General features: G+C 43.2%; 15 protein-coding genes. All 15 read left to right on the top strand.

Going from position 1 to position 18921, the window contains the following annotated elements; genetic code table 11:
• Positions 1 to 436 precede the first annotated feature (436 nt).
• The 15 genes from ACTHRG_RS10520 (at position 437) to ACTHRG_RS10450 (ending at position 18903) form a co-directional block, all read left to right on the top strand.
• On the top strand, positions 437 to 1129 hold the full coding sequence (locus ACTHRG_RS10520; protein ID WP_076259186.1) for a FadR/GntR family transcriptional regulator: 693 nt from the start codon (positions 437 to 439) through the stop codon (positions 1127 to 1129).
• A 61-nt stretch (positions 1130 to 1190) separates the two neighbouring features.
• Complete coding sequence (locus ACTHRG_RS10515; RefSeq protein ID WP_076259188.1) at positions 1191 to 2513, top strand: FAD-binding oxidoreductase; 1323 nt, start codon at positions 1191 to 1193, stop codon at positions 2511 to 2513.
• Positions 2514 to 3872 carry a (Fe-S)-binding protein gene (locus tag ACTHRG_RS10510; RefSeq protein WP_076259191.1) on the top strand — a complete coding sequence of 453 codons (1359 nt, stop codon included), beginning with the start codon at positions 2514 to 2516 and terminating at the stop codon, positions 3870 to 3872.
• Positions 3869 to 5329 carry an FAD-linked oxidase C-terminal domain-containing protein gene (locus ACTHRG_RS10505; protein WP_076259194.1) on the top strand — a complete coding sequence of 487 codons (1461 nt, stop codon included), beginning with the start codon at positions 3869 to 3871 and terminating at the stop codon, positions 5327 to 5329. The genes ACTHRG_RS10510 and ACTHRG_RS10505 overlap by 4 nt, the downstream gene beginning before the upstream one ends.
• Before the next feature lie 183 nt (positions 5330 to 5512).
• Positions 5513 to 7690, top strand: a complete 2178-nt coding sequence (locus ACTHRG_RS10500) for a malate synthase G (protein WP_076259196.1) — start codon at positions 5513 to 5515, stop codon at positions 7688 to 7690.
• 271 nt (positions 7691 to 7961) lie between these two features.
• The gene (locus ACTHRG_RS10495; RefSeq protein ID WP_076259198.1) at positions 7962 to 8741 is read left to right on the top strand and encodes a fumarylacetoacetate hydrolase family protein; all 780 of its coding nucleotides are present in this window, start codon (positions 7962 to 7964) and stop codon (positions 8739 to 8741) included.
• Between the two features lie 44 nt (positions 8742 to 8785).
• On the top strand, positions 8786 to 9562 hold the full coding sequence (locus ACTHRG_RS10490; RefSeq protein ID WP_076259328.1) for an IclR family transcriptional regulator: 777 nt from the start codon (positions 8786 to 8788) through the stop codon (positions 9560 to 9562).
• Positions 9563 to 9815: 253 nt separating this feature from the next.
• Entirely contained in the window at positions 9816 to 11606 is a 1791-nt protein-coding gene (locus ACTHRG_RS10485; RefSeq protein WP_076259201.1) for an L-lactate permease, read from the top strand.
• Positions 11607 to 11766: 160 nt separating this feature from the next.
• Positions 11767 to 12165 (top strand): GntR family transcriptional regulator, encoded by a 399-nt coding sequence (locus ACTHRG_RS10480; protein WP_076259204.1) that lies wholly within the window; start codon positions 11767 to 11769, stop codon positions 12163 to 12165.
• Positions 12149 to 13045 carry an ABC transporter ATP-binding protein gene (locus ACTHRG_RS10475; RefSeq protein WP_076259206.1) on the top strand — a complete coding sequence of 299 codons (897 nt, stop codon included), beginning with the start codon at positions 12149 to 12151 and terminating at the stop codon, positions 13043 to 13045. The genes ACTHRG_RS10480 and ACTHRG_RS10475 overlap by 17 nt, the downstream gene beginning before the upstream one ends.
• Entirely contained in the window at positions 12999 to 14975 is a 1977-nt protein-coding gene (locus ACTHRG_RS10470) for a DUF6449 domain-containing protein (RefSeq protein WP_440231159.1), read from the top strand. The genes ACTHRG_RS10475 and ACTHRG_RS10470 overlap by 47 nt, the downstream gene beginning before the upstream one ends.
• 34 nt (positions 14976 to 15009) lie before the next feature.
• A complete protein-coding gene (locus ACTHRG_RS10465) occupies positions 15010 to 15531 on the top strand; it encodes an RNA polymerase sigma factor (protein ID WP_286148700.1) in 522 nt (173 codons plus the stop codon).
• A 138-nt stretch (positions 15532 to 15669) separates the two neighbouring features.
• Positions 15670 to 16437 (top strand): 3-hydroxyacyl-CoA dehydrogenase, encoded by a 768-nt coding sequence (locus ACTHRG_RS10460; protein ID WP_440231158.1) that lies wholly within the window; start codon positions 15670 to 15672, stop codon positions 16435 to 16437.
• Positions 16438 to 16593: 156 nt separating this feature from the next.
• On the top strand, positions 16594 to 17739 hold the full coding sequence (locus ACTHRG_RS10455; RefSeq protein WP_440231157.1) for an acyl-CoA dehydrogenase family protein: 1146 nt from the start codon (positions 16594 to 16596) through the stop codon (positions 17737 to 17739).
• 12 nt (positions 17740 to 17751) lie between these two features.
• Positions 17752 to 18903 (top strand): thiolase family protein, encoded by a 1152-nt coding sequence (locus ACTHRG_RS10450; protein ID WP_440231156.1) that lies wholly within the window; start codon positions 17752 to 17754, stop codon positions 18901 to 18903.
• Positions 18904 to 18921 lie beyond the last annotated feature (18 nt).

The raw sequence follows: 18921 nt of genomic DNA, 5'->3' as shown, positions 1-18921 counted from the left end.
CCTCTATCTGAGTCAGAAGTTGCTCCAAGTTCGGACTCAATCTCCTAGATTTCCTCTATTTGAGTCAGAAGCTGCTCCAAGGTCGGGCTCAATCTCCTAGATTCCCTCTATCTGAGTCAGAAGTTGCTCCAAGTTCGGACTCAATCTCCTAGATTTCCTCTATTTGAGTCAGAAGCTGCTCTAAGTTCATACTCAGTTTACAAGATTTCCTCTATCTGAGTCAGAAGTTGCTCTAAGTTCAGACCCAATCTCCTAGATTACCTCCCCCTTAGTCCGAAGTTCCTCCAGCGCTCAAACACAACTCCACCCATCCAAACAAGAGAATTTTTAATAAATTCAAAATATTTTATTGATTATTACAATTAAGCATGATTAAATAGTAAATAACAAATAACTTATCAGATATGTGATGTCTGCAAAGAAAGGGGGCGTGAGGATGAATGTGAAAAAGATTTCAACACGCAAAATTTCTGAGATTGCTGCTGAGCAAATTGAAGATATGATTGCCAAAGGATCCTTTAAACCTGGAGATAAGCTCCCTTCAGTAAGAGAGCTGTGTGAATTATTTGGTGTAGGACGGTCAGCTGTCAGAGACGCCTTAACCTCTTTGCAGGGCAAAGGGATTGTTCAGGTTAAGCAGGGGGAAGGCACTTATATAACCAGGTTTGATTCTTCTAAGCTGTTTAACAATCCGCATTTGCATCCGGACATAAAAGACATCCAGGAGTTGTTCCAGGCAAGAAAAATGGTGGAAACAGGGCTTGCTGAAATGGCAGCTGCAAATAGGTCGGAAGAGGATTTGGCACTGATGAAGAGACTTATTTCAGATGCAGCTCTCCATGGATGGGAGGAGGACTACCAGTTTCACATGGCCATTGCCCGTGCAGCAGGTAATGATATCCTTATCCAATTTGTACAGTTCATTTCTGAAACATTGAAAAAGTCCATGATTGATTTTCACCATTACCTTGAAACACGGGCTGACATTGCGAGAAAAATTGAGGAGCAGCATTTGGAAATCTATTTGTCTATTAAGAATAAGCAGCCCGATCAGGCACATAAAAACATGGTTGACCATTTAGAATTGGTTGAGAAACTATTGCAGATGAGTATCCTTCAGGAGCAATGATGTTTTTTGGAAATTACCAGAAACATTGTTTGTTATTACGAAACAAGAGGCGGTGGATAGGTTGATTGCAGCAGAATCGATAAGTGCTTTAAAAAATTATTTTAGAGAAGACCAGATTAGTAAAAGTGAAGCTTCAAACCCATTTGGCAATTCCGGAGATATGGTTGTTTTTCCGGAAACAGAAGAGGAAATTGCAGCTGTACTTAAGCATGCAGATTCGAATGGTTTAACCATTACCATAATGGGCGGCGGCACAAAACGGGGGTTCGGTGGCTTAACCGAAAAAACGGATATACTTCTATCGCTTGAAAAATATACAGGGATTGTGGAACACACGCCCGGTGATATGACTTTAACAGTAAAAGCGGGAACTCGCTTTAAAGACCTTCAGGATTATCTGGCACAGCATAATCAAAAAATATCCCTCGATCCTTATTGGCCTGAAAATGCCACAATAGGCGGGATTATTGCTGCAAATGAAAGCGGACCCAAAAGATTGGGCTACGGTTCAGCCCGTGATGCAGTCATTGGTTTAAGGACTGTATACCCGGATGGGAAAGTAATCCGATCTGGTGGAAGAGTCGTAAAAAATGTGGCCGGCTATGATATGAATAAACTATTTATAGGGGCAATGGGCACACTTGGTGTCATTTCTGAAATCACCTTAAAGCTTCGTCCTATACCTAAATGCGAAAGCCTGGTTCTTGTTTCTTTTCCAAAAGGGAATCAGGAGGGTACTAAAGCTTTTGCAGTGAAGGTTTTGGATTCTATGATTGAACCCGTCTCGCTTGAACTGCTGAATCCTGTACTTTCTGATAAGCTTGCCGGAATAAACGCCTACACTATAGCGATGAGTTTTGAAGATGTGGAAAGCTCTGTCCGCTATCAGGAAGAATTCGTGAGAAATATGCTGCCTGATGATGCGGAATTGTTTATAAATCCAAAGGAAAAAGCGGAATTGTTTTGGCACCGTTTTTACAGGCACATCCCCAATGGATTAGATGGGGAATTGCCAATCCAAACCGAAGCCACCCTTAAAATTGGAACTGTAAATCTTGAAGCGGTAAGCGTGTTAAAGGAAACAGAACTACTCCAGGACCGATTTAATGTAAAAATCGAGTCGCATGGAGGACTTGGCCACGGATTGAGTCAAGTAACGATCAGAGGTGCAGAGTCTGATGTCGCCAATGCAGTCACACTGGTAAGGCAGATTGCTGAAAAAGCCGGCGGCTATGCAATTGTCAAACATCTGCCATTCGAGCTCCGGAAAAAAGTGGAGGTATGGGGCAATAAACCTTCTTATTTCTTTTTGCTGCAGGGCATTAAAACAAAGGTGGATCCAAATAAAACCTTAAATCCAAACAGATTTATAGGAGGGATTTAAATGAGTGTGCGGGAACTCGATTTAAAGCAAGAACCGCCATGTACGTCAGGATTAGGAAACTATTTATGGAGCGATCCGCCCGATGAGAAGAAATGGGCTGACTGTGTCCATTGCGGCATGTGTCTGGAATCTTGCCCGACATATGAACAGACGGGCCAGGAACAGCATTCCCCGAGGGGGCGTGTTCACTTAATCAAATCAGTGGCAGAAGGGAAGCTTCAAGTAAATGAGCAATTCATGGACCCTGTGTTTCAATGTCTGGATTGCCGCGCCTGTACAACTGCATGCCCGGCTGATGTGGATGTGGGAGGTTTGATTGAGGAAGCACGGGGGCAGATTCGTCAGGCAATGCCATTGACAGGTGTAAAAGGAGCCATCAGCAAGTTTTTTCTTCATGATCTATTCCCGCACCAGAATCGCTTAAATACGCTCGGCAGCCTTCTGAGATTTTATCAAAAAAGCGGAATGCAAAAAGCCGTCCGCAAAACTAAATTAATCAATGTCATGCCGCAGCACCTCGTAGATATGGAATCCATCATGCCTGAAGTGAAAGAGCCTGTTAAAAAGAAATATAAAGACGTAAAAGTAATTAAAGCAACAGGGGAGACAAAGCAGGAAGTTGCCATGCTGACCGGCTGTGTAATGGATGTCATGTTCAGCGATATTAATGAATCCACTATCAATGTACTGACCAGGAATGGAAATGATGTTGTCATTCCCCAAAATCAGACGTGCTGCGGTGCCCTGCATGTTCACGCGGGAGACCGTGATATGGGCAGGAAGCTGGCAAAACAGAATATGGAGGCATTCAAGGACTTTGATAAAGTGATTGTTAATGCTGCCGGCTGCGGGTGCATGATGAAGGAATACGCAGAATTATTTAAGGAAGATCCGGAAATGCATGCAAAGGCGGAAGAGTTTTCGGAAAAGGTAGAGGATATCTCAAAATTTCTTCATGAAACAGGCTATGAAAAGCCAAAGGCTGAGATGAACACCAGAATTACGTATCATGATGCCTGCCATTTAGCCCATGGACAGGGGATTCGTCAGCAGCCGCGGGATATTCTCCTTGATATTCCAGGTGTAGACATGGTTCATATGCCTAATTCAGACCGCTGCTGCGGAAGTGCAGGAATCTACAATATTACCAATCCGGAAATGGCCAATGCAGTCCTTGAGAGCAAAATGGAGAATGTTCCCGATGATGTGGAAATGATCTCTATGGGGAATCCCGGCTGTATGCTGCAGATGGCAATGGGAGTTCAAAAATACGGCAGAAACCAGAAAATCGTCCATACTGTCCAGCTTCTGGACTGGGCTTATAAGAAGGAAGACAGTATGAGGGAGGGAGAAGAGTGAAAGCAAAAGACCGGGTTAAATCAAAGGACAAACACATCTTAAATTTGGCTGATATCGTTGGCGGTGCCCGTTCCATTCTTTACCTGAAAGAAGATCTTGTTGCCTATGACTGTGACGGATTTACGATTCATAAACATTTGCCGAAGGCAGTCGTTTTTCCTAAAAACACACAAGAAGTGGCGGAGATTGTAAAATATTGCTCGGAAAACGAGCTTCCCTTCCTGGCAAGGGGAGCAGGAACAGGGCTCAGCGGCGGAGCCATACCTCTTAATGGAGAAATCATTATCAGTATGGTCAGGATGAAAAAGCTTATCAGCGTAGATCTGGAAAATCGCCGTGCCGTTGTAGAACCTGGTTTTGTCAATCTGAAACTCACTAATTCCATATCTGATAAAGGATATTATTACGCGCCAGATCCATCCAGCCAATATTGCTGTACAATTGGGGGCAATGTCGCAGAAAATGCCGGCGGTGCTCATTGTCTGAAATACGGAGTTACGACAAACCATATTCTTGGACTTGAAGTGGTCATGCCTAATGGCGAAATAGTGGAAATTGGTAAAGACGGTATTCCGGATGCTCCGGGATATGATTTGCTTGGTCTGATTACAGGCTCTGAAGGAACCCTTGGCATAGTGACAAAAATAACAGTCAGGGTTCTGAAAAATCCTGAAGGAAAACAGACTGTTCTTGCTTACTTTGACCGGGTTGATGATGGAAGCCAGGCTGTATCAGACATAATTTCTGCAGGTATCGTGCCGGCAGCCCTTGAAATGATGGATAAAACTGCTATTGAAGGGGTGGAAGCTGCTGCTTTTCCGGTAGGCCATCCAAAAGATATCGAAGCAGTTCTCCTGATTGAAGTGGATGGGATTGCTGCGGGAATTCAGGAACAGATTGACCAGATCCTGGAGGTATGCCGAAAGAGGAATGTTCGTGAAGTACGGGCGGCCGGAAGTGAAGAGGAAAGAGCCAGATGGTGGGCGAACCGGAAGACGGGCTTTGGTGCCATGGGAGCCATTTCTCCTGATTATCTGGTTCAGGATGGGGTTATTCCCCGAAGCAGGCTGCCTGAGGTTTTAAGCAAAATCAATCAGATCAGCAGTGAATCGGGTTTAAGGATTGCGAATATTTTTCATGCAGGAGACGGAAATCTTCATCCCCTTGTACTTTTTGATGCACGGATACCAGGTGAATCAGAGAAAGCGCTTGAAGCTGGAAGCCAATGTCTGAAGGTATGCGCGGATGTTGGAGGGACCATTACTGGAGAACATGGCGTCGGTATTGAGAAGCGGGAAGAAATGCGCTTTGTTTTCACAGAAGAGGAAATCGCTGCCCAGACAGAGATCCGGGAAGTCTTTAATCCTCATAATCTTTTAAATGCAGGAAAGCTGTTCCCATCGCCGGGCAGATGTGCTGAAGTTAAGAAAGAGATGAAGGCCCAGGCAATTTCATAAAAAATGGCCAGCCTTTTCTGGTGAAAGGCTGGCATTGAAATCAGAGAAGCATAAAATTGTGTGAAAATTATTGAAAATACTTTTGAAAACATGCTATTATTTTTTTAAGAGAAAGTTAGAAACGCTGTTTTGTAATAAGAAACAGCGGAAATTAAAAGCAGCAATCAGAGGAGGAAATGAATAATGGAGAACTATGTGAAAACAGGAAGCCTGCAGGTTGCAAGGGAGCTCTATGAATTTATTAATTCCGAGGCTTTGCCGGGAAGCGGCGTGGATCAGGAGCAATTCTGGTCAGGTTTGGAAGCGCTTATAAATGATCTGACCCCTAAAAATAAAGCATTGCTTGCAAAGCGTGATGAAATTCAGCATAAGCTGAACACTTGGCACAGGGAAAACCAGAATTTTGATTTTAATAGCTATAAGTCATTTTTGGAAGAGATCGGCTATCTTGAGCCAATAGCCGAAGATTTTAAAATTACTACAGAAAATGTCGATGAAGAAGTAGCTGTGAAGGCCGGACCGCAATTGGTCGTTCCAGTTAATAACGGGAGATATGCGATCAATGCTGCAAATGCCCGGTGGGGAAGCTTGTACGATGCACTATACGGCACAGATGCAATCAGTGAAGAAAACGGGGCAAATAGGGACGGCGGATATAATCCTGTAAGGGGAGAAAAGGTTATTGCGTTTGCCAGGGAATTCCTTGACCAAACCGTTCCTCTCTCAAGCGGTTCGCATAAAGACGCTGTACAGTACAAGGTTGATGAAGGGAAACTGGCAGTTGTGCTGAGCAATGGGGAAACTGCAAAACTAAAAGAAGAGGTAAAGTTTGCCGGATACCAGGGAGAGCCGGATCAGCCTTCTGCAGTACTCTTAAAGAATAATGGCCTTTATTTTGAGATTCAGTTTGACAGAAGCCACCCAATTGGAAAAACGGATGATGCCGGAGTGAAGGATGTCTTACTTGAAGCTGCAATTACCACAATTATGGACTGTGAGGATTCAGTAACAGCAGTTGATGCTGAAGACAAGGTCCTTGTATACCGCAACTGGCTCGGTTTAATGAAAGGTGACCTTTCCGCAGCCTTCACAAAGGGCTCTAAATCAATGACACGCACATTGAATCCTGACCGTTCATATGTGTCTGCTGAAGGGAAGGAGTTTTCATTACCTGGACGCTCATTGATGTTTGTCAGGAATGTAGGACATTTAATGTCCATTAACGCTATTTTGGATGCAGACGGTAATGAAGTGCAGGAAGGGATCCTCGATACGGTAGTTACTTCCTTGATTGGGAAGCATACATTGCTTGGAAATGGACCATACCAAAACACATCTGAGGGATCCATTTATATTGTTAAGCCAAAAATGCACGGTTCCAAAGAGGTTGCTTTTGCAAACGAGTTATTCGACCGGACGGAAGATCTGCTTGGACTGGAGCGGAACACATTGAAAATAGGTGTAATGGATGAGGAGCGCCGTACTTCCTTGAATCTTGCAGCCTGCATCCGTGAAGTAAAGGAGCGCATTGTTTTCATAAACACCGGATTCCTTGATCGTACCGGGGATGAGATGCACACTTCCATGGAAGCTGGCCCGATGATCCGAAAGAATGATATGAAAGCCACAGCCTGGCTAAAAGGCTATGAAAAATCCAATGTCAATACAGGCCTTGAAACAGGCTTCCAGGGACGTGCGCAAATTGGAAAAGGCATGTGGGCTATGCCTGATATGATGGCAGATATGATGGAGCAAAAGATCGGCCATTTGAACGCCGGCGCTAATACTGCCTGGGTACCGTCTCCAACTGCAGCCACCCTTCATGCCTTGCATTACCATCAGGTAGAAGTTCAGAAGGTGCAAAACAAGCTGCTGGAGGAAGTTACAGACCTTCGTGACGAAATTCTGCAGATACCTGTTGCAGAAAATCCGCAATGGACTCAAGAGGAGATCCAGGAAGAACTGGAAAACAACGCACAGGGTATCCTCGGATATGTGGTACGCTGGGTTGAGCAGGGCATCGGCTGTTCCAAAGTACCTGATATCAATAATATTGGTTTAATGGAGGACCGTGCGACATTAAGGATTTCGAGCCAGCATGTTGCCAATTGGCTTCACCATGGCATCTGCACGAAGGAACAAGTGCTTGAGACACTTAAGAAAATGGCTAAGGTAGTTGATGAACAAAACAGTGGAGATACCGCATACCGCCTAATGGCAGCTGATTTCGATCAATCGGTTGCATTCCAGGCAGCATGTGACCTTGTTTTCGAAGGCTATGATCAGCCAAACGGCTATACAGAACCAATTCTGCACCGCCGCCGTCTTGAAGCGAAGTCAAAATACGCTGTTAAACAGTAATAATTTCAGAACAGGGCATGCAGGTGCCCTGTTTTTCTAAGACTGTTCTCACAAGGTTTGTTACTTTATGTATATTATTCGCTGAGTTGATTGCAGCGGAAGATGAGACTCCGCAGACGCGCAGCGTCGAGGAGGCTCACTGCCAGCCACGCGGAAAGCGAGCACCCTTGAGCGGAAATCAACGGACAACATTGTTGGCGAAAAAAAACATTTTATTCAAAAGAGCATTTTCTAATTCAGACTTAAAGTACTTGAGGGGAGTGGAAGAATAATGAAATTTACAAGATTTGAAGTTAATGGAGAAGTACAAGCAGGAGTATTAGAAGAGGGTATTTATAAAGAAATTAAAGGGGATATTTTCGGAGACTGGGAGTATACAGGACAGAGCTTTTCCCAAAATGAAGCAAAACAGCTTGCGCCCCTGGTTCCTAATCAGATCATTGGAATTGGAGCCAACTATGTGTCCGAAAAATCGGATTTGCCTGAGACACTCCCTGAAATTCCTGTATTCTTCTTCAAGCCTGTATCTTCTGTTATTGGACCAGATGAGGATATTATCATACCTGAAGGCATTGAAGAGGTGAAATTCGAATCAGAACTGGCTGTCGTCATTGGCAGAGAAGCAAAAAATGTAGCAGAGTCAGATGTACTTGATTATGTTTTCGGCTACACAGTGGGGAATGATGTGACTGCTCCGCAATTTTTCCATAATGATGGACATTGGACAATTGGCAAATCCTTTGACAGTTTTACTCCGCTGGGTCCCGTAATCGAAACTGAACTGGATCCGTTTGAGGTAAAGGTTGAAGCAAAATTAAACGGCACAGAAAAACAGAACAGCAGCACAGATCTAATGATTATTCCAATTCGTAAAATGATTTCCTACCTGTCAAATGTCATGACACTAAAGCCGGGTGACGTAATCCTTACAGGAAGTCCTGTTGGAGCTGAGATGGTCAGATCAGGTGATGTTATCGAATGTAAAATCAAAGAGATAGGAACACTGCGCAATACATTTGCAGTGGCACGTGAAAGCGCAAAAACGGTATAATTCAAGTAGATTGAATTATGGTATTTGCACCTGAGGTGAGTATTGTGGAAAGAGAAAATATGGTCAAGTCCGTCAGCAGGGCGTTGGATATAATTACATTGATCAGCCTGAAAAAAACCGGTCTTGGTGTAACGGAAATTGCCAATCAGATCGACATCAACAAAAGCTCTGTTTATCGTATTCTATCTACCCTGGTTGAGTATGGATATATAGAGCAGGACACCGAAACCGGCAAGTACAAATTAGGGTATAAATTCCTCGAGATCAGTTCAAAGCTGCTTGAATCAATCGATTTGCGTGCAGAAGCAAGGCCTTTTCTGCAGGAGCTTGAAAATGAAACAAATGAAGTCATTCATTTAGTCGTTTACGATCAGGGAGAGGTTGTGTACATCGAGAAGCTTGAGGGCAACGAGACATTAAGAATGCATTCAAAAGTCGGGAAGCGCGCTCCGATGCATTGCACATCTGTCGGCAAGGCCATTCTGGCACACCTGCCTTCAAGCATTGTGTCCGATATTCTTGAAAGAAAAGGGATGCCGGTCCATACAGATAAAACCATAACGGATAAAGACGATTTCATGAAAGAATTGGGTCAGGTAAGGCAAAAAGGATATGCTCTTGATCTGGAAGAAAATGAATACGGAATTACGTGTGTTGCCGTTCCTATTTTTGACCACCTTGGCAAGGTTATTGCTGCAGTCAGTATTTCAGGCCCGACCATGAGGATGACAGATGATCGGCTTGATGCATTAAAATCCATAATGGTAAGGACAGGACAAGGCATTTCCGCACGTCTTGGTCATGTAAGCCGAATCAATTAGTAATTAGCTCGATATATCTCGATAAAAAGATATATTGAGCTAATTTTTTTGTATATACATACAAATATTTTTGTGTAAATACATAGATTAAATTTTCCAAATATTATTGAAATTATAAAAAATGTTTGTATAATGTAAATAAGCCTAATGCCATGTTGTATAACAAAACCATTATAGTTATATAACATGTTTTGCTATCCGCAACAAAGTGCAATCATTGTTCGCTATTACAAAACAAAGGGGGAAACGTAATTTGAGTACTGGAATGTTAGCTTTACTATCTTTATTGCCAATTATTGCAGTTGCAGTATTTCTTGTCGGATTGAGATGGCCGGCAAGTAAGGCGATGCCAATCTCATACCTTGTAGCAGTAGTTCTTGCTCTATTGGTATGGAAAGTTTCAGGGGCCAAAGTTGCCGCTGCATCCATCAATGGCCTGGTTGTCGCCGGAACACTTCTTTATATTATTTTCGGCGCTATTCTGCTTCTAAATACCCTTCAGGAAAGCGGCGGTTTAAAAACCATTCGTCAGGGATTCACAGATATATCGCCTGACCGCCGAATACAAGTAATTATCATCGCCTGGCTGTTTGGTTCTTTCATTGAAGGCGCATCCGGGTTTGGTACTCCAGCCGCAGTAGCTGTTCCGCTTTTAGTTGGCCTTGGTTTTCCGGCTATGGCCGCAGTTATTGCCGGAATGGTCATTCAAAGTACACCGGTGTCATTTGGTGCTGTAGGCACACCGATGCTTGTCGGCGTTCAGACCGGTTTATCTGGCAATGCCAGCCTTACCGATAACCTGCTTGGATTAGTAACTCAAATCGCCGGACAAGTAGCTATTCTCCACATGATTGCGGGAACATTAATTCCTTTATTTGTAGTAGCTTTAATGACAAGATTTTTCGGCAAAAATAAATCATTTACGGAAGGGATAAAAATCTGGAAGTTTGCACTTTTTGCAGCTTTTGCCATGACAATCCCTTACGTTATTGTAGCAAATGTCCTTGGACCTGAATTCCCATCTATGATCGGGGGATTAGCTGGTTTAGCAATTGTTGTTTTTGCAGCTAAAAAAGGCTTTCTTATGCCGCCAAAGGATCAGGTTTGGGATTTCGAAGAGAAATCCAAGTGGAATCCTGAATGGACTGGAAAGCTGGAAATTAAAGCTGTTGCTCACAAGAGCGGAAGCATGAGCATGATGCGTGCATGGACGCCATATGTTTTAGTCGGCCTGTTTTTAGTAATGTCGAGACTGAAATCGCTTCCATTTTTAGAGTGGCTTCAGGCGTGGACGGTCAAATTTGAAAACATTTTTGATTCCGGCATCACTTCAAGCTTCCAGCCGCTGTATTTGCCGGGAACGATTTTTATTCTTGTATCTGTTATCACATATTTCATCCATGGAATGAATGCAAGTTCATACAAAAAAGCCTGGGCAGATTCAGGAAAGACCACTGTAGCTGCTTCAACAGCCTTAATTTTCACGGTTCCGATGGTACAGGTATTTATCAACACCGGCGGGGGAGAAGCAGGCTATAATCAGATGCCGATCGAGCTCGCGAACGGTGCTGCGGCGCTTGCGGGAGAATTCTGGCCGTTTTTTGCCACCTTCATTGGGGGCATCGGTGCCTTTATTGCCGGAAGTAATACCGTCAGTAATATGATGTTTGCATTATTCCAATATGACGTCGGCTCACAGATCGGGGTGGATGCAACCTGGATTGTAGCCCTTCAGGCAGTCGGAGGAGCAGCTGGGAACATGATTTGTGTGCATAACGTCGTTGCTGCATCAGCTGTTGTGGGACTTGTCGGAAAAGAAGGCGCTGTCATCCGCAAAACGTTATTCCCATTCTTCTACTACGCCCTGCTGGCAGGATCTGTAGGTTACTCGATTGTCTGGTATTCGCAAAAAGGGATTTTCAATATCGGTTCCTTCATTGCAGTTGCCATAGCAGTCGCAGCTGTTTATATAATTGCAACAAATAACAGGCGTTCCAACATGATTTTGCCTCCGCCACCGGTGAATGTGAAATCTGCTAAATAAGAACACTTTGGACTGGTTTAGCCCTTTGGCTGAACCAGTTTTTTTCTTTTTATAAAAAGTTTAATTTCCCCCTTCTCTTTTCCAATTACTTGTAATATAATCTAACTGTGTTAACTGTACTAGGAATCATAGTACACTGCATACAGATGGGAGGGCAAGCATGTTTGAATTGGATGTAAGGAGCCGAAAACCTATATATGAACAGCTGGTTGAGCGGCTTAAAGAGCTGATCATCACAGAGGTCTTAACAGCAGATGAACAGCTGCCTTCCGTTCGCATGCTGGCCCAGCAGCTGACGATCAATCCTAATACCATTCAGAAGGCATATAGGGAGCTTGAGTCCCAGGGCTATATTTATTCCATAAAAGGGAAGGGCAGTTTTGTCAGTGCAGCGACACCCAATCTGAACAGCGAAAAAATAGAAAAAGTGAAAAATGAAATTTCAAAGCTTTTATCAGAAGCTTTGTACCTTGGAATCACAAAAAATGAATTATACAAGCTCATTCAGGAAATAGAAGCAGCTATAGGAGGAGGGATAGACGATGATCAAAATCCGTAACGTGCGGAAATCCTTCGAGGAGATGGATGCTGTCGAAGATGTCTGCATCGAAGTGAATAAAGGGTCCATATACGGCTTGCTTGGATCCAATGGAGCCGGTAAGACAACACTTTTAAAGCTGTTGGCAGGCATTTATGCAGAGGATGAAGGAAGCATTGCCATTGACGGCCAGCCGGTGTTCGAAAACCCGCAAATGAAAAATAAGATCTTTTTTATTCAGGATCATCCCTATTTTCTGCCTCAATATACCGTTAAGCAGATGGCGCAATTCTATAAAAATATTTACAGCATGTGGGATGAAGAACGCTTTGAAGATCTGGCTGCCATTTTTGAAATGGATATACATAAAAAGATTCATAGATTCTCCAAAGGTATTCAGCGGCAGGCTGCTTTTATCCTTGCTTTGTCTGCCAGGCCGGAAGTGTTAATTTTGGATGAGCCTATGGACGGGCTTGATCCCGTAATGAGGAAGAAAGTGAAAAGCCTGCTGATTGATGAGGTTGCTGAAAGAGAAATGACCATTCTTATTTCCTCTCATAATCTTCGCGAAGTTGAAGATCTATGTGATTTTGTTGGCATTATGCATAATGGACGGATGATTCTGGAAAAAGATCTTGATGACCTTAAAACAGATACTCATAAAATTCAGGTTGCCTTTAAAGGATCTGTACCAGCCATTTTCGACCCGCTGAAAATCCTTTATAAAGAAAAAAGAGGCAGCATCATGATCTGCATTGTAAAAGGAGATGCGAAGGAAATATCGTCATATGTAGAACAATTTAAACCAGTGATATTCGATATGCTTCCCCTGACATTAGAGGAGATTTTCATTTATGAAATGGGGGACATTGGATATGCAGTCCAAAACATTCTTGATTAAAAAGGAAATTATAAAAACGATCTTCAGAAGTATCGGCTGGATTTCCATTTTATATTTTCTCGGTCTGTTCTTTGCCATTCCTCTTGATATCATAATGAATTCTTCAGAGGAACAGCGGAAATTCCTGGACATTGACAATCTGTTTCAATACAGCTTCCAGCTGCAAATTATATTTAATATATCAGTACCGGTGGCCTTGTCTGTGTTCTTATTCAGATATACACAGGTAAAACAATATAGCGATTTAATACACAGTCTGCCGGTTAAAAGGGAGTCCATTTTCCATCAATATGCTTTAACAGGAATCCTGTTCTTAATTTTGCCGGTTATACTCATTGCTTTAATTGTCCTGGTTCTTTACCAGCCTATGAATTTGCAGGATTTTTATTCAATGGGGGAGATCCTCAATTGGGTGGGCATCACTCTTTTATTTAATATTGTGATTTACCTTGCAGGTGTCTCTGTCGGAATGCTGACGGGATTATCGGCGGTACAGGGTGCCTTAACTTATATCTTTCTCCTGCTCCCTGTTGGACTGATCATTTTAGTTTCTATTAATTTGCCTTTCTATTTATTCGGCTTTCCTGGCCAATATTACATGGAAAGCAAATTAGAAAAGTTCTCTCCCTTGATTGCATTTACGCAAATGAATATGCGCACACCGTCAAATGTGGAGACTGCCGTTTATCTGATACTTATTGTGTCTCTGTATTTTCTTGGCTTGCAGATCTATAAAAGGAGAAAAATGGAGGCCGTTTCCCACGCGCTTGTTTTTCCGTTAACAAAGCCCATTTTTAAATTTGGTGTAACGTTTTGCGCGATGCTCCTCGGGGGAGGTTATTTCGGTGAGATGCAGGGCGGAACGAGCTGGATAATAGCGGGATATGTGTTTGGAGCGTTGATTGGATATACAGCGGCCGAAATGGTTCTTCAGAAATCATGGCGAGTGACTATTCATGTAAAAGGATTGATGGTCTATACAGCCATAATGGCGGTTTTATTCCTCTTATTCCAATTTGACTTGACTCAGTATGAAAAAAGCATACCGCAGAGTAATGAGATTGAGCGGGTCCATTTCAGCGAGAGTTTTCACCTTTATAATGATATTGATCATGAGGAACCGCTATACTTAAAAGAATACGAGAATATTGATTTGGTCAGAAGGTTTCATGAAAAGCTGGTAAAGGATGAAAACAGACAGGCTCAGGTTTCAGGCCGCGGATCCGTTTTTATTGTGTATGAACTGAAGAATGGCGAAAAGCTGGTCCGCGATTACAGCTTTAACAAAAGGGAATATAAGCCATTTCTTAAGCTGATTTATGAATCGGATGAATATAAAATGGCAACAAATGAAATCTATCAGGTATCAGCAGATGATACTACGAAAATCACGATTACCCCGTCCGGGCCAGTTTCAAAGCGGGCTGTCATTACAGATAGAGAAAAACTAAAAGAAGCTGTTGAGATACTGACTGAGGAAGTGGATGCTGCTTCTTATGATGAGCTTCAGGGAATTGACGATCCATATGCGCATATTGAGATTTACTATAATGACAGCAAAAAAGCTTATATGACCTGGAATCCTTCTTATACAAGATTTGAGAAATGGCTGGAAGAAAAGTCATTGCTGAATGATGCAAAAGTGAATAGCAATGATATTTCTTATGCACTGGCTGTAAAAGCGGAGGAAATCGATATTAACTTTGCGGAAGGGTACTCTTATGAGGAAGTTTTTGAAGAGATGGCTGACAGCAAATCCTCCATCAAAATTACGGATAAGGAACAAATAGAAAGCGGTTTGAGGAATTCAAACGGAAACATTGAAGGTGACTACATTATTGCCTTCTATTTTGATGAACAAAGATCAATTGATATTAAGAGCTTTACTGAAAAAACAGTGCCGGATTTTATAAAAGAACGGCTCCAATAAATTCGGGAGAAGTTTACAGGAGAGGGGGATTACAGTGAAAAAACCTTCAATGGATATGAGGGAAATCTGCAGACTCTACAATAAGCGGCTTTATCATATTGCTTACAGCATAACCCGGGATCATTATCTGGCACAGGATGTGGTACAGGAAACACTGATCAAGGCTTATAAAAAAATGGACAGCATAGATGATCAGGATAAGCTGGGATCATGGTTATCTTCAATAGCGACCAGAACCGCAATAGATTTTGTGCGAAAAGAAAGAAGGACTAATGAGAGGATACAGGATTCCGTTGATTTTGAAAACTGCATGCAAAGCAGGTACAGCGATACCGGGCAGGAAGCAGAGATCAATATGCTTCAAGAGCAGATATACGCTTATGTGGATTCCCTCTCCTATGAACAGAAAAGGGTTTTCCTGCTTAAAACAAAGCATGGACTGAAAGAAAGAGAAATAGCGGACATTCTCCATCTCAACCCAAACACTGTCAAAACAAAACTATATCGGGTCAGACAGCATCTGAGAGAAATTCTTGCTGATCGCAATTTGGCATAGAAAAACAGCTTCTGAAAAGGAGCTGTTTTTTTTGTGCAATAACAAGAATTGATAATTAATCAGCCATTCAGCAGGAAAATCACCATTGCAAATGGAAATGACTTCATAGAAAACCTGATTAATAAAAGGAGGTTCATTATGGAAGTGAAAGAATGCAGAGCCATAATCACTGGCGGGGCTTCAGGGCTTGGTGAGGCGACAGTGAGAAAAATAGCCGGATGCGGAGGGAAGGTCCTTATTGCAGATTTAGCGGAAGATCGGGCAGCTCACCTTAACAGTGAACTGGGTGAAAATGTTCTTTTTATGAAAACGGATGTGACAAAAGAAGAAGACGTACAGAGGGCAGTGGCATTTGCTTCTGAACAATTTGGCAGCATTAATACTGCAGTTAACTGCGCCGGCATCGGAATTGCCGCAAAGCTGCTGGGCCGAAAGGGCGTCCATTCTCTGGACATGTTCCAAAAGGTCATTATGATTAATCTGATCGGGACTTTTAATGTCATTCGTCTGGCGGCTGAACAAATGGCAAAGAATGACCCGAATGATCAAGGAGAAAGAGGTGTGATTATTAATACGGCTTCAGTCGCAGCCTTTGAAGGACAAATTGGCCAGGCAGCATATAGTGCATCCAAAGGAGGAGTGGTTGGAATGACCCTGCCGATCGCCAGGGAGCTTTCGGGTTATGGGATTCGTGTAATGACGATTGCCCCTGGATTGTTTAACACTCCCATGTTTGAATCACTGCCTCAGGAGGCGAGGGATTCATTGGGGAAAATGGTGCCCTTTCCTTCAAGGCTTGGATATCCTGAGGAGTATGCCAGGCTGGCTGAAAGTATATTAGTGAATCCGATGCTGAATGGAGAGACGATCAGGCTGGATGGCGGCATCCGAATGCAGTCGAAGTAACTCAGTGAACCTTGATAGAAAGTTTTTTAAAAAATGAATTTTAAATGTTCTAAAAATATAGTTAATTATTGTACAATATAATTGTAAGCCTTTACAAAGGCGATAGATAATACTTTGTGTTATGCCAAAAAAATATTAGTTTCGGAGGTTCATAGTATGGCTGCGACATACCTGCAGGAAGAGCATGAAATTTTTAGAGAATCTCTGCGAAAGTTCTTAGAGAAAGAAGCCTATCCGAACTATGACAAATGGGAAGAGGACAGGATCATTCCCCGTGAGTTTTGGCGCAAGTTGGGGGAACAGGGTTTTTTATGCCCTGATATCGAAGAAAAGTATGGCGGAAGCAATGTTGATTGGGGCTTCTCAGTAGTAATTAATGAAGAGCTGGAGCGGGTTGGCTCCGGCATGGTGGGAATTGGGCTTCACAATGATATCGTTGTACCTTACATTACTGCTTATGGAACTGATGAGCAAAAGGAAAGGTGGCTGCCAAAATGCGCAACAGGTGAAACCATTACAGCAATCGCCATGACCGAACCTGGTGCCGGCTCTGATTTAGCAGGCATCCGAACGACTGCAAGGCTTGATGGGGACCATTACATAGTGAATGGCGAAAAGACCTTTATTACCAACGGAATTCATTCCGATTTAATCATCATAGCCTGTAAAACAGACCCCAATGCCGTCCCCCGGCATAAAGGCGTAAGCCTGCTTGCGGTCGAGAGGGGCACAGAAGGGTTTTCAAGAGGGAGGAAATTAAACAAGGTCGGTCTTCATTGTCAGGATACGGCAGAGTTAATTTTCGAAGATTGCAGGGTTCCGAAAGAAAATCTGATTGGTGAAGAGGGAAAAGGTTTTCTATATTTAATGGATAAGCTGCAGCAGGAAAGGCTTGTCGTGGCAATTGCTGCTCAGGTAGCTGCCGAAGAAATGCTTAGTTTAACAATAAATTATGTAAAGAATCGCGAGGCATTTGGAAAACCGGTCAGCCAGTTTCAGAACACCCAATTTAAACTAGCCGAAATGGCAACAGATATTGAAATGGGAAGGGTGTTCCTTGACCAACTGATCACAGAGCATATGGCAGGAATAAATGTAGTTACAAAGGTCTCCATGGCGAAATGGAAGCTGACGGAAAATGCCCGTAAAATTGCAGTTGAATGCATGCAGCTTCATGGCGGCTATGGCTATATGGAAGAATACGAGATTGCAAGGAGGTTCAGAGATATACCAGTCGCCAGCATATATGCAGGCACAAATGAAATCATGAAAACGATTATTGCGAAAAACATGGGTTTATAGGGAGGAGTAAATATGCGTGAAGCTGTCATTGTCGAAGGGGTCAGAACACCAGTAGGAAGAAAAAACGGCTTATTAAAGGACATCAGGGCGGATGATTTGGCTGCAGAAGCGTTAAAGGCACTTGTGAAACGTGCAGGCCTGAAGCCGGAAATGATTGATGATGTCATTCTTGGCTGTGTCTCGCAAATAGGCGAGCAAACAGGGGATATTGCAAGGGTTGCAGCATTGATCGCAGGGTTTCCGATTGAAGTGCCGGGTACAACCATTGACCGCCAATGCGGATCCAGCCAGCAGGCTGTCCACTTTGCAGCTCAGGCTATTTTAGCAGGGGATATGGATATTGTGATCGCAGGAGGGGTCGAAAGCATGTCCCGTGTTCCTATCGGCTCCAGCTATCAGGGGGTCGGTTTCAGTGAAAAACTGACAGACAGACATGAAATCATCCATCAGGGCTTATCAGCTGAACGCATTGCTGAAAAATATGGCTTTACAAGAGAAGAGCTGGACCGCTATTCATTTGAGAGTCATCAGAAGGCTTTAAATGCCCAGGCTGAAGGCCGGTTTGAGAGAGAGATTGCACCATTGGATGTGACAATGTCTGATGGACAGCTTTTGACGGTAACAGAAGACGCTGGACCGAGAAAGGAAACCTCTCTGGAAGTATTGGCAAGCTTAAAAACTGTTTTTAAAGAGAATGGTATGATTCATGCAGGAAATTCCAGCCAAATTAGCGATGGAGCGGCAGCCCTATTAATTATGTCGCGTGAAAAGGCAGAGGAGCTTGGTATGAAACCAAGGTTCAAAATCCTTGCACGTACGGCAGTAGGATCAGATCCTACTTTAATGCTGACTGGACCAATAGCTGCAACAGAAAATGCGTTAAAAAAAGCAGGACTGGCTATTGAGGACATCGATGTGTTCGAAGTGAACGAAGCATTCGCTCCTGTACCGCTTGCCTGGCTGAAAGAAACAGGTGCGGATCCGGCAAAGCTTAATCCAAATGGGGGTGCCATTGCACTCGGCCATCCTTTAGGCGGAAGCGGTGCACGGCTGATGGTCACCATGATGCATGAACTCGAAAGAACAGGAGGGCGCTATGGACTGCAGACGATGTGTGAAGGTCTTGGGATGGCGAATGCGACTATTATTGAACGATTAGATTGAAAAAATGGGGAGGAATGA

This window comes from Cytobacillus sp. SAFR-174, from assembly GCF_051964675.1.
Taxonomy (GTDB): Bacteria; Bacillota; Bacilli; order Bacillales; family Cytobacillaceae; genus Cytobacillus.
Note: the sequence above shows the minus strand (reverse complement) of the source record. Positions and strands in the feature narration are given on the sequence as shown.